Origin of the sequence: Streptomyces sp. NPDC052012 (assembly GCF_040689265.1) — a bacterium.
In the GTDB taxonomy this organism is placed as follows: domain Bacteria; phylum Actinomycetota; class Actinomycetes; order Streptomycetales; family Streptomycetaceae; genus Streptomyces.
On record NZ_JBFAXA010000031.1, the window covers coordinates 1 to 13,263 of the forward strand.

Annotated in this window: 5 protein-coding genes; 1 reads left to right on the top strand and 4 read right to left on the bottom strand. The window is 67.7% G+C overall.

Annotated elements, in window-relative coordinates:
• Window positions 1-707 precede the first annotated feature (707 nt).
• Both AB0412_RS32025 and AB0412_RS32030 read right to left on the bottom strand, forming a co-directional pair.
• The gene (locus AB0412_RS32025) at window positions 708-3,539 is read right to left on the bottom strand and encodes a dsDNA nuclease domain-containing protein (RefSeq protein WP_366406104.1); all 2,832 of its coding nucleotides are present in this window, start codon (window positions 3,537-3,539) and stop codon (window positions 708-710) included.
• A 221-nt stretch (window positions 3,540-3,760) separates the two neighbouring features.
• Window positions 3,761-5,680, bottom strand: a complete 1,920-nt coding sequence (locus AB0412_RS32030) for a Helicase associated domain protein (protein WP_366406105.1) — start codon at window positions 5,678-5,680, stop codon at window positions 3,761-3,763.
• 792 nt (window positions 5,681-6,472) lie between these two features.
• On the opposite strand from AB0412_RS32030, the gene AB0412_RS32035 reads away from it, so the two are divergent.
• Window positions 6,473-10,090: a hypothetical protein gene (locus tag AB0412_RS32035; protein WP_366406106.1), complete on the top strand. Its 3,618-nt coding sequence runs from the start codon at window positions 6,473-6,475 to the stop codon at window positions 10,088-10,090.
• Window positions 10,091-10,472: 382 nt separating this feature from the next.
• Here the strand turns inward: AB0412_RS32035 and AB0412_RS32040 are convergent, their stop codons facing one another.
• Together AB0412_RS32040 and AB0412_RS32045 are read right to left on the bottom strand one after the other, a co-directional pair.
• Window positions 10,473-10,748, bottom strand: coding sequence for a hypothetical protein (locus AB0412_RS32040; RefSeq protein ID WP_366406107.1), 276 nt, complete (start codon window positions 10,746-10,748; stop codon window positions 10,473-10,475).
• A gap of 147 nt (window positions 10,749-10,895) precedes the next feature.
• On the bottom strand, window positions 10,896-12,815 hold the full coding sequence (locus tag AB0412_RS32045; protein ID WP_366406108.1) for a hypothetical protein: 1,920 nt from the start codon (window positions 12,813-12,815) through the stop codon (window positions 10,896-10,898).
• Window positions 12,816-13,263: the final 448 nt, after the last annotated feature.

The following is a 13,263-nucleotide window of genomic DNA, read 5'->3' on the forward strand; positions in this document are numbered from 1 at the left end:
TGTTGCGGCTCGCTTGAAGGTGAGCAGGGCAAGGTTCTCTGAGCTGGGCCTTGCTCACTTTGGAGAGCGGATCGCTCTGTGAGGACATGGTGCAGACGGCTTGAGATGGCCGTAGGTCAGCTCGTCTATAGAGCCGTTGGCCTGCGTTTTTCACCCTGTTAGTTGGCGGGGGCTGCGTTGCTCACATGGAGCGAATGCTGCGCAGCTTCACCGGGCCGCCGGTGCAAGTGATCGAGTGTCCACGGTGGCAGCGAAGAACGGGGCGGGAAGCCAGCAGGACTCTGCAACAGACCCCGACAGGAATCTGGTGCCTGGCATCATCTCTGCTCACGTCGAACGTCGTTGCCAGTGTCGGGGGTTAGATGGCGTTGCTCTATCGATCCGGAGCCACTGCTGGGCCAAGCCCCGGCCCACCCTCCCGGCTGCCCGCAACGCCTGGCTATGACCTGTTCCGCAGATGACAGCGGAGCGACACCTGGCACCAGGGTCCTGCCCAGCTGCAGTCTCTGGCGGACGCCAAGGGCGCGATCGCGCCAGAGCTGTTCGCCGCGCTCATCGTCCGGCCCGCTGCGGCTCGGCGGGACCGAATCGCGGCACCCAAGCCGCCCATAGCGCGGCGAGCGGAGTCCGGATGCCCAGGAACCCCTCGTCTATCTATTGATCATTCTGAGCGGGGTGCGGTGGTCTCAGGGCCGGTGCGGGTGGTGTCAGAGACCGGTTGAGAGCTCGTCAGTGATCTGCCGACCGCGCCGGTCTCCCAGATCGTCCAGCGCCTGGGCGGCGGCAATGCACCAGTCGAGCCAGTCCGGATCACCCCGGTAGTCCTCGATCAGTGTGTGCAGTGAGTGAACGGCCGCTTCAGGGGCCAGGGGTGCGAGCCGCCTTGCCGCGTCGAGGCGGTCGTCGAAGGGGAGGTCCGCCGCTCCGGCCAGGTGTTCCAGGGCGCGGCAGGCGCGTTCGTCGCCGGAAGACAGGAATACTTCAGCAGCCCGTACCCGGACGGAGCCGTACAAGTGGGGATCGTGGACGAGTCGGTAGCAGGCCTCTTCCCCCCGCGGCCGGTCCAGCTCCAGCAGCCATCTGGTAGCGAGGAGACGGCAGCTGAAGCCTGGGCTGTGAGGGTCATCGTTGAACTCATCGTCCAGACTTTGATCGTCCGCCAGCGTCTCCAACGCAGTGGTGCCCTGCTGCAGGTCCAGTTCTGCCAGCACACTCGCCGCCCAGACGCGTGCAGTGGCCTCGCTGTCGGGATCTGCGCTCGCTGTTGCCATGGCCTGAGCGGCCGCTTGGACCAGTGGTTTCCACTTATCGGCGAGCAGGGTTCCCAGGGACAGCAGGGTAGCGATCAGCAGGCACCCGCGGATGTTGTCGGGCACCGCCAGCGCCTCGAGGCAGGGGGCGGGATCGTTGGGCGGGGCGGTCCCGGGGTCGATGAGGAACCCGATGTAGGAGGCGGTGTTCAGCGGTGCACCCCACGGGTTTGTTCCTCCATCTTCCTTCCAAGGGCCGAGCAGCTGGTTGAGTTCCCGGGCATGGGATGAGGGGTCGCGTGCGAGGTGGCGTGCAGCGCAGTACTCCTGGAGGGTCTGGTGGAGGAAGGCGAAACCGTCCCCGTTGAGCGTGAGAAGCCCGCTGCGCCCAAGGACCGAGGCCAGGAATTCTTTCCAGTCGTCTTCTGGAACGGCGTGCGGGCGCCGGGCGCCATCCAGGGCGGCCAGTGCGCCGGCCCAGGACGCTGCGCTGCCGCTGTGATGGCCGAACGCCAGGCTGTCGATCGTCTCCGGCAGGTGATCGAGCAGGTCATGGGCCCGCGACATGGCCGTGGGGCCGAAACGCCTAAGGGCGGCCTCGGCCTGGCTCCGGACGCCCGACTGGTCCCTGCCGCTCATATGGCGGTGCAGCAGGTCGGTGAACTTCGCGTACAGGGCCCCGCGGGTGTCCGGCAGCGACTGCCCGGGATCTGCGGCATACAGCTGGCACAACATCGTGGCCATGAGCGGAGTGCGGGCGAAATCGGTGAGGTGTGCGTCGTCCAGCACACGGACGAACCGGCGTGCCGCGTTCCGGGAGTCGGGTACACCCAAGCCGTCCAGGATGCGCTGGGCCGCCTCGGACAGGTCGCTGCGGGAGAAGGGCACCAGTTGGTAGCGGGGCACGCAAGGGCCCAGGACACGGAGTTCCTTCTCGGGAAGCGGTCGGCTGGCCACGACGAACCGGTACACGGGGTCGGGCTCGGCGGCGAAGTTCGTCAGAGTGCGCAGGAGGTCCTGCCTGTCGTCCCGGTCGGTGATCTCATCGAGTCCGTCGACCAGCACGAGCCAGAAGGCGCCTGGAGCAGGCCTGTTGAGAAAGAGCTCGTCGGACAGCGTCCGCTGCAGTGCGAATGCGGCCAGCTGTCTGGTTGCCGCTGCCGCCAGAGCACTCGGCAGGGGAGAGCCGAGCAGCGCCGTGGCCGGCACCATCACCCCGAGCAGCCCCTGGCCATCGGGGGTCGGCCAGCGCTCGGCCGAGTCGGCTTGCACAGCGCGAAGGAGGCTGGACTTCCCGCCACCCGGGCCGGCAAGCACCAGACACACGGGCGCGTGCCCCGAGAGCGCTGCGGCGTCTGCGACATCGCCAGGAGACGGACCTGCCCCACTGCCGCTCGGCTGACCGCTCTCAGGTGCGATCCGGTGCAGGCGCTGAGGCACGTAGACGGAACTCAGCGTCGGCATGCCCGGCGACTCGGCCCCGGAGTAGGGATGTACTTGTGCTGCGCGCCGGCTCGCGCGCACGTAGTCGGCCAGGTCCGGGCGGTCCAGGCGCAGCGCGACGTCGCGGAGTTTCTGCGGCGTCAGGCGCTTGCGTAGGACCTTCTCCGGTACATCGAGCTGCGTCACCAGCGCCTGCCAACGCGGCCCCAGACGTCCACCCATCGCGAGCCTGACCCGGTTGAGGAGATCCGCGTGCAAAGCCTCGGCTTCTCCGACCCGAAGATGCGGGGCCAGATCGAAGAGCACATCGCGGTTGCGGCGCTCCAGCTCGTAACGGTCCGGCAGCTCCTCGATGCGAACCAGCCGCAGAAACTCCGCAGTCTCGGCAGCGTCTGCACCGAGGTACCTGGCGATCCTGTCCAGCCGCTCTGCGCTGTCACCTCCCCGCCCCTGTGCGACGGCGCGCACATCAGCGTCGGAGCTCAGCACGCCCTCCACACCGACCGTCAGGACGTATGTCAGGTCCTGGTGCTCTCTCAAGACCCGATGAGTGCGCAGAAGGCTCGCCAGAGCCTTTCTCCTGAGCACGTCGGACAAGGTCCAATTCTTCTGAAGCTCACGGGACTTGATTTGCTGGAAGTCCCACAGTGCCCCTTCGCCCGGCACCGTGCCGTGGTTCCGGGCGACCAGGACATCCTCGAAATGCTCACACGTCACATGGAGTACTCCGCCGCCCGCCAGCATCTCCAGCACAGCGCGGAGGGCGGCCTGCGCCTGATAGACGAAGCGCTCCTCGTTCGCGGAACCCGTGTCGTCGGGCGCCGGAAGACGGCCCGGATCCTGCATCCCCGACATCCCCCCTCTGGACCGGTCCCTGGCACCGCAGCATAGTGACAACGTGTCATGCGGACTGCCGGTCGGCGCAGCCGACGCCGGACGCCGACTGGAGGAATGCCCGTGACCGGACCGATGCCTGCACCCGAGAGTCACCGCGCGCAAGAGGAGTACCGGAGCACCTGCCATCGGAGCGCACACCGCGTCCTTGGCGCACGCAGTTACGGATCTCTTCATGCAGACAAGTCGATGTAGGCGGCCAGCTGTTGCTGCCAGATGGCGTCCTGTTCAGGGAGCACAGCGCGGCAGATGCGCTGGAGGGTGCCGTCGTCGCGCCAGCGGAGAAAGCGGAGCCGACAGGCCTGGAAGGGGCCGAGGGCTGGTGGAAGACGCGTCCATGCCTGCCTGGTGCACGCGATGTGGACGATGGCCTCCAGGATCTGCCGTTCGCTGCGGGGGCGGCCGCCGGTGTGCGACTGCTGGGGCAGCACTGCGGACAGGGTCCGCCAGGCGGCGTCGCTGATCCGCGGCTGCCACACCGGCACTTCGCCGGCCAGCGACAGCAGCTCATCGACCAGGGACTGCTGCCGCGGCTGCAGCAGCGGTCGTCGCGCACTCTGCTCGCGCAGCCAGGCGGCGGCGTGCTCACCATTCGGTGCGGCGGCCCACCATTCAAGACCGTCAGGGAGCCCGGTCAGGTGGTGGCGGCAGGCCCACCACATACGCTGCCAGGCCACTGACCAGGGCGGGTTCCACCATGCGTCCAGGGCCGTCAGATGGTGGCCCAGCCTGGTGGGCCGGCCGAGGCTGCGCTGGCGTTGACGCTGACTGCTGAGCCAGGTGCCCAGCGCGAAGCCGTCGACGATGAGGGGCCGGGACACGGCGAGGTGGCCGTGACGGGCGGCATAAGCACGGGCGACAGTCAGGCCATCGGCGGTCGGACGCCGCCGTCCGGGCCAGGCGTGGAACCGTTCGACCTCGCCCGCAGTCAGACCGAGCTCGGTCAGCAGCACCTGCTGACCCTCGTGCAGTCGTTCGTAGTGGGTGATCTGGTGGCGCAGCCACCGCTGAAGCCAACGCGGCAGCCCGGCCAGGTTGTCGCCGCCGTGTACTGGCCCCTGCTCGTGTACGTGGGCGCGGGCCCGGTACCAGGCACGCTGCCAGTCGACGGGCCAGGGTGGGTTCCACCACGCATCCAGGCGTCGAAGCTGCTCCGCCTGTTCCATGGTCAGTGACGTCGCATCGGCACGTCGGTTGGCCAGCCACCGCCCGAGATCAAATCCCTCCTGCACCCCGCCATCGGTGTGCGGGACGGCCAGATGCCCGAACCGTTCCACATGAAGACGAGCCTGCTCGAGCCCTTCGGCGAACAACCGTGCATGCCGCTGCTCCAAGCCCCGGCCTAGCCCGGCCCGCCGCGGCACCCTCAACTCTGCCCGCCAGTCTCCTTGCGCCGCCGGTTCGCCATGTCCTGCCGCACCGGAACCCCCACGTGCGCCAGGACCTGCGCTCGGAGGGGCTGCCGGCCGGCGCAGGCCCATTCCTACTTCCACCGGCCGGTGCGCGCTGTGCACCCACCACAGCCCATACCGCCTCTGTTGCGCCATCGACCCCGCCGGGCGGCGCTGCTCACGGACCACCGCGTGAGCCCAGAACGCCAACGGCCCGCCATGGCCGTCCGCTTCCAGCTCAACCAGCCACTCCCTTCCCAGCCGCTTACCCAAAGCGGCAGCAAACCGTTCACCGCTACCCCAGCCGCGGATCAGAGCACCCGCACGGTTCTCAGCGGCCAGCTGCTGCATCCGCGGGTCCACCAGAGCTTGCGCCACAGCGACGACCTCCGGGAATATCACCACGTCCCGCACCAGCAGCCGCCACTGCTCAACGCCCCAGCCCGCCGGATCCGGACACCACCGGCGCGTAGCCGCCACCAGCTGCTCTACGCGCGGCCCCCATAGCGTCTCCCGCTCCCAGAACTCCTCCTGCCCCCACCACCTGCACACCACCGCACGCGCTAGCCCGAACACCTCACGAGGCGCCGCGTCGGCCGCCTGCCCTGTCCGCTCCACCCGGTCCCACTGACGTTGCGCCCGGATCAGCTCGATCACCAGATCCCCGGCATCGATGAACTCCAGCGGATGACCTTCGCCCACCTCCAGCAGGTACCGGCTGTGCCGCGCACACAGCCGCCGCCACTGCGGTCGGTACGCCCAGACCGGCGCTCCACCGCTGCCACGCCGGGCCGCGCACAGCCTGCAGCCGAACACCACCGGCCCCCACTGCGAAGCTCCCGACCGCCACCTCGCCCACCCCTGCCGGTCCCCGCCACCGCCGGCCAGCTGCGTCGGTCCTGCCGTCCAGGACGGCAACGCCCGCGCGAGATGGCCTGCCGGCACATGGCACCACCTGGCCAACTGCCCCTGCGCCACTGCGTCGAGGAGCACCTCACCGTCGGGACGCACACCATGCCTGTGATGCACGGGATTTACCCACCGCCACCACGCCGTCAGGTCGGTTACCTGCAGCCGGTAGGCGGACGCCACCCGGTGCAGAAAAGACCACGTCGTTTCCCCGGGAAGGGGTGTCACCCGCAGGACCGCCTCCATCGCATCGCTCTTCGCCCGATTCGCTCTTACCCGCGCGAGTGGTGAGGGCCGCGACGCAGAAGCCCTGCGCTCCAGGGCCATCAGCTGGTGTGTGACCTGCATGGACGGTTAGCACGGGACCTGTTCGGCGCTGAGACGGATCTGACCTCGTCGTCGGATCGTAGTCACCAGCAGTGGGCAGGCCGGAGTGGTTGGCCCTGGGCACCGTGGCCCCCTGCTGGCAGGGGGCCTGTGCCGCAAGAGCGTGGCGCTGTCAGTGGGGCGCCATACAGTGGGCAGCGCTCATCATCAAGATCGGGGAGAGGCGGGGCGTTGGGCAGGCTAGCGGGGCAGGGAGCGGTGGCGACGGAAGGGCGATACCTCTACGAGCGGTTGGGGGAGAAGACATTCCAGCGACTGTGCAACGCCCTACTCGCTCATGCCCTGAGCGATGTGCGCTGTTACCCGGTCGGGCACTCCGACGGCGGCCGCGACGCCACCCGCAGTGACGGCGGCCGACTGGCCGTCTACCAGGTCAAGTGGACCAGCAAACCCCAGCAGAACCCGGTCGCGTGGCTGAATGCGGCGATCAACGGCGAGGCGAGCAACATCCGCCGCCTGGTGAAGGAAGGTGCCGAGGCCTACTACCTGCTGACGTCGGTGGCCGGGACGGCCGTTCCGCAGCGCGGCTCCATGGACTCCATGGATGTGGTCTTGGCCAAACACAGCGCCCAGTTCGGCATCCCCATCCATATCTGGTGGCGTGCTGACATCGATGCACGCGTGGATGCCGCGCCCACCGAGCTGAAGTGGGCGTACTCGGACATGCTCGCGGGCCAGGACCTGGTGCGCTATCTGATCGACGGGGCTGGACAGGCCGCGCACGACCATGCCCTGCGCACGCTGGCGATGAAGGTTATTGCCGCCCAGTGGGACGAGGACGCCAAAGTCAAGTTCAAGCAGGTCGAGCTGACCTCCCACCATCTGGGGGACTTGTTCATCGACGTCGAAGCCCAGCGCGTGGCGAAGCCGGCGGCTGTGCGCCGGGCCCGCTTCGAGCAACTGGAGAGCGACGAACTCGGCGGAGCGGTCGACTACCTGCTGACCGCGAGCCAGCCGTTTACCCTGGTGCGAGGCGAGCCCGGACAGGGGAAGTCGACCCTTGGCCAGTACCTGTGCCAGCTGCACCGTGCCGCCTACCTCTGCGATGAACAGGTCACGGCCAACCCCCCCTCGTTCCTGGGCCGAGCCCCCCTCACCGATCCCCGCCTACCGGTGAGGATTGACCTGCGCGACTACGCCTCGTGGTTGGCCGGGAGCGATCCCTTCAACGACGAGGACCGTCCTGCCCGCCCCACGCTGCGCAAGCAAGGCTCCTTGGAAGCCTTCATGGCACACCTGTTCGCCGCCCGCAGCGGAGGCCTGCCCGCCACCGTCGCCACGGTCAATGACATCCTCGAACGCCTGCCCGTCCTGGTCGTCCTCGACGGCCTGGACGAGGTCGCACGCCCCGAAACCCGTCAGCGCGTTGTCGACGAGATCGACCGCTTCACCGCCCGGCTGCGCACCGCCTTCCGCGCCCAGGTCATCGTCACGACCCGCCCCAACGTGGCGGGACTGGCCGAACCCAGTCCAGAGCGCTTCGAGACGATCGCCCTGAACCGGCTCAATGAGACGCTGAGCATCACCTACCTGCACAAATGGGCGCGGGCGCGATCCATCCCCGACAAAGAGCACCGCACGCTGGAACGGATCTTCCGCCAGCGTTCCGCGGAACCGCACATATCCCAGCTCGCCGACAACCCCATGCAGCTGACCATCCTGCTGTATCTGCTGCACAAGCGGGGCAACTCGGTGCCCGCCAACCGCACCGACCTCTACACCTCCTACATGGAGACCTTCCTCGACCGGGAGGCGGAGAAAACCGCCGCGGTCGATGAACATCGCACCGACCTCGAAGAGGTCACCGCCTACCTGGGATGGCATCTGCAAAGCCGCGCCGAAAGGGACGGCGGCAACGGCCAGCTGCCGACCCGCGAACTCCAGCGTGCGATCTTGAACTATCTGTTCAGCGTCGACAAGAACGTCACGCTGGTCGATGACCTCTTCACCGCCGTCACCGACCGCGTGTGGGCGCTGACCAGCAAGGCACAGGGCACCTTCGAGTTCGATGTGCAGCCGCTGAGGGAGTACTTCGCCGCCCGCTACCTGTACGAGTTTGCCGGCGCCGATCAGCGTAGCTTCGACCGGGCCGAAGTCCTGCGTGAACTGGTGCGCAGAGGCTACTGGCTCAACACCAGCCGATTCTTCGCAGGATTCGCCAAACCCAATGAACTGGCGGGGCTGGTCGAAACCCTGGAGGAAGAGCGAGACGACGGCAGCCGCCCGCGTCAACTACGGCTGTCCGCCTGGGTCCTGCTGGCCGACGGCGTCTTCAGCGGCCGTTCCCGCACCCAGCGGCGCGCTGCCGAGCTGTTCCTGGACGATCTCAGCATCCGCTTCATCCACCACGAACTGACCACCAACGACGACCTGCCTCTGCCCACCGCCGACCGCGGGGCCCAGCACCTGGCCGAGCAGTTCCTGCAGCAGGTAGCAAGCGCCCCCAACTCGCCGGCGGCCGCCGAACGCCTGCAGCTGGCCGTACTCCTCCTGGACGACGCCCAGGCCTTCCTCGCTTGGTGGTACCCGTGCATGCAGGCGGCCCTGGGCACCAACCAAGAGGCGGCCTGGCTGACCATCGGTACTCCGTTCCACTGCGCCGCCCAGCTCGCCGAGTCCGACCTCGAGCACCTGACCCTCGCCGACGACACCACGGCCGCCGCAGCTCTGCACGCCGGCCTGGCCCCAACGTCCGGCTCCCGCCACGAACAGCGACTCGTCCAGGCAATCCTCAACGGCCACGCCAGTGAATCCAGTTGTCCCGCCCCTAGCTACCCCGCTGACCTCCTGCGCATCCTCCGCCCGCAGAACTTCCTGCGCATGGCGGCCAGCGACTCCGTTCCCTCGCTCCTAGAGGCGGTCGGCCACCGCGATCCCGACCTACGTGCCCAGCAGCGGCAGGCAGCGTTGACCCGGCTGAAAGACCGCGACCCGCGCTTTGACACGTTGCAGACCGCTCTTGCCTTCCGCAAGGGCCAAAAGCGCACCACCTCACCCTGGGGCAACGCGGCCCGGGCTGTCAGCGCCCTGCTGGGGCCGTGCTGGCTGGCCGCAGAAATCACCGTGATCGGCGCTGCAGCCACCGCCTTCACCACTGGCGGCGACATCACCGCGGGATCGCAGCCCCTGGGACCTGAGCCCGACTACGGTCGCCTGCTGCAGGAACTGCGCCGCCATCGCACTACTCCTGCCTGGTGGCGCGAGCAGTTCACCGCCCACACTGATCCGCTTTCCCGCGCTACCTGGGCATTGGGGCTCCTTGCCATCGCCGACGAAGCCGTCGTCTCCGCCTACCTGCCCCACATCGACGAAGCCCTGCGAGGCCTACCCGAGGAGGCGCGCCACGCCCTGCTCATGAGCTCAAGCCGACTGGGCGCCACATTCGCACGCCGCCTGTCCCCGGCCGTCCTCTCCACGGCCGCTCTCTTCGCTCCGTGCACCACTCTTGCCGTAGCCCACTACGTCACCCACCCCGGATGCACAGTGCACGAACAAGAGCTGCGCCCCTTGTCCGACGCCACGCTGGCCGACATGGCCCCCTATGGAACGGCAGCATGGCCCGCTCACCTGGCACTGACCGCGCGCATGGCCCATACCCCCACGCCAGAAACTCTGACCGCGTTCAAAGCACACGGGCCCCAACCCCAGGTAACGGCCATGTCGGTCCGCCTCACCCCCGAGACAGCCGCCAACATCCTCGAGTCCCCGTTCGACTACCCCATGACCTTCGTGCTCGCAGCAGACAAGGCGGCACGCAGCGGCGCGGACGCCTACCTGGCCGATGTAGCCGACGACGCCAAATGGTTCGCCTCCTGACCCCAGCATCCCGCCCCCCAAGCCGTTCCCCGCGCGCGTCGGCACCAGTCCGATCCCCGCGCGGGAACACCCAGAGGTGAGCCCGGACCGATGCCCTTGTCCAGGTGTGCGGTGGGTGCCAGGTTCAAGCTGTCGGTGCCGAGCGTTGTGCCTGGCGAAGGTGGCCGCGCAGCTGAGACCAACCGGAGCAGAGGAAGGCGGGCGCCCAAAGCGTCGAGGAAGTCCGGGACGTCCCACGAGATCAGGGGGCCGGGGCGGGACATGTAGAGGCCAAGCCGATCGATGGCGTACATGTCGTCGTAGTCGAGCAGCAGGTATCCGGCGAGCTGCTGGATCGCGGAGCGGGGGATCGTGCGGGGGCGGATGGTGGCCTTGCAGTCGATCAGCACCCCGCCCACGATGAGTCTGCGTCGGCCCCGCCGAGATCACTGCTGCCGGCGAACACCGGCCCGCACACCCGCTGCTCGTCCGGCAGCCGACGCAACGGCGCGAAAGTCGCTTCGGCGAGCCCCATCTGCTCGGCGATGTCGTCCAGCACATAAGTCGGAACCGCCGCGGTCAGCTGATCCAGAGTGGTGCGCGCATCTGCCTGGGCGAGCAAGTTGTGGCGCCGGGAGAAGACGCCGATGAGGTAGATGGCCTCATAGAACCCCAACACGTGACACAGCCGGGGTCAGTTCCTGCTCACCCAGCCGCAGCGCACCCTCCAGGTGGGCGTGGAGCCGGGTGAGCAGCCGCATGCTGGCCGCGTGCAGGTCCGCACGCACCTCGGGCGCGGGGGCGCCATCGAGCGGGAGAGCACTGCCTACGACGAGTCCGCATCCGTTCCAGCTCTGGCGGCGAGTTGATCCCGCCAGTAGCTGGCGGCGTCCTGACCTGCCTGCATCGCGTTGAACTCGTCAGTCCGCTTCGAGAGTGTGGCGGCGGGCACCGTGCCCTCGATATAGGACTCGAGACCGAGGTTGAGTGCGGTGCCGCTCAGGAACTTGGCGTACTCGCGCACCGAGTCAACTATCGCGAAGCTGGTGGGGTTGCCGTGCACCAATGCATTCCGGACACGACGACGTCTGGCCTCCAGTACGGCACCTTCGGCGGTGTAGTAATCAATGAGGGCGCGGTACTCGGTGTAGTCGCTCACACTGGCGAGCATTCGCTTGATCCACGCGCGCTCCGACTCGATGCGGCAGAGCGAGAGCAGATCGCCAGATCGGTCAGCGACGAACAGAATCCATGGGCGCGACGGTTGGTTCGCGAGCCACTCGCGTGACAACTCGTTGCGCAGTTCGTTTCGGTATCCGCGGTGGAGCAGGCACAGGTGAACGGCTTGCCGCACATCGAAAAGCCACCGCGCATGGGGCCAGCGCCTGCCCAGGAGACGAAATAGATCGTTGGGAGCGAGCGCTGCGTGCGCAGCGACGTGTTGCACCACCCGGTCCGTGAGGGGGATCACGCTGGTGATGTCCGCTTCGGAGGGCTTGCGCAGTGCCATGTCGCGGCTGAATGGATGGTCGGCAGTTTTCTGCACTTCGAGTGCCGCCGTGAGGAAACGGGGAAGCTCTCCCTTTACCAGAGCCGAGGCGATGCGCGGCCCGTGTTCCTCGATCGCTCTCGCGGTGATGCCCGCGCCGTAGTGATCGTCGGGGAAGCCCGCCTCACGCCGGGAGACCATGAGAGTGAGAGTGGCGACCTGACCGGAGCGCAGGATGCCGTGCTGGGCAAGGTGCGGCCGAATCCCACCAGAGTTGTGGATCGAGACGCTAAGGATCGTTTCCACCATGCGAAGCGCACGGTTCAGCGCCCCGGCTGCCGTGGTTCTGCCAAGGTCGACGCGGACCAGGAAGTCCACGTCCGACTCTTCATCGACCTGCTTTGCGACCTGGAACAGGTCGCCGTCCTTCACTAGTTCCCAAAGCTCTGCCCTGTGCTCGAAGTCCTGACGCCCGGGCGCGGCATTGGGCACCGCCCAATGGGCATTCATGAAGGACACCCGCCCAGCGGACATCTGCGGGAAAGCCTGGCTGCCTTGGTAGCCGAGCCACACCACGATCCGTTCGACTTCGGCCGGAGTGCTGACGTGAGTTCGGGCTCTCGAGATCCTCTCCGTCAGCGGCACGTTCTTGTGGCCGAAGGGGGTGTCGTGAGGATCGCGACCATAGGCCAACATCGAGACGAGATCGCGGAAGGTCCGCTCCGCGTCGAGGCCGCGCCAGCGCAGCTGGTCGAAGAGCAGTTCAGCGATCGGGCGGTACTCCCGGCCGTTCAGCGTGCGGTCCCGGGCCGCGGCCACGAGGTCATCCCAGCTGGCGCGGGCGGCTGCATCCGAGCCCAGTGCGTCGAGAAGATCCGTTGCTGCCGTGGTGACGTCGGTCCATGCGGCGTCGGTGCGGGTGCCTGGTGGTTGCTCCAGGACCGATGCGGGGCTGCGGTCGAGCCGCGAGAAGGTGGTTTGGAACTGTGCGAGTGATGGGGCGATGCGCGTTCGAAGCGATACCCCGAGTGCACCGATGGACTGATCGAAGTCGCGTCTCAGTGACCTTCGGTTGGCGCCGTTCTTCCAGGCTTCGATGCCGCTGGCAAGCTCCAGCCACTCCAGGACCTCCTCTGCGACCACGGTCAGGGGCAGAACGGTGCTGACGCCGTGGCGACGGTCAAGTGAGGAGACCAGGGACTTCAACCAATCGGGGTCGTCAGCGGACCAGTGGTCGCTGACGTTGTAGTCGGTCATCACCTTGGGCCTGCCTCCCGCGCGGTCCTGACAGCAGGCCAGAAGGGCTGTTCCGTCATATCCCGTCCAGAATACGGGGGACGCTCGCTGCAGACGAAGAGTTATGTCGTTGCCAGCCTGCAGCGAAGCCGACTGACGCTCTGTCCTGCGTGCAGGGTCGCGCAGTGAGCGGCTTTGATGCCACGGGCGTGTGAAGGGGACGTTGGGAGGCTTGTCCCGGTGCCCTGGACTCGGCTGTGAGGGAAGCGGGGGAGGGGCCGTCTCATCGCTTGGGTCGGGAGCGGTTGTTGCTCTTCGGCGGCGGAAAGGAGGATTGGCCCCCACGACGCGGTTGTCGAATGCGACTCGGGTCAGCGTGCCGCTGGCGGCGTCGATGAGCTGGCCGGTGGCGCGGGCCGCTTGCGTTTGATGCTTCTTCGCCCACAGATGCCGGCGCAGCTGCGTGTGG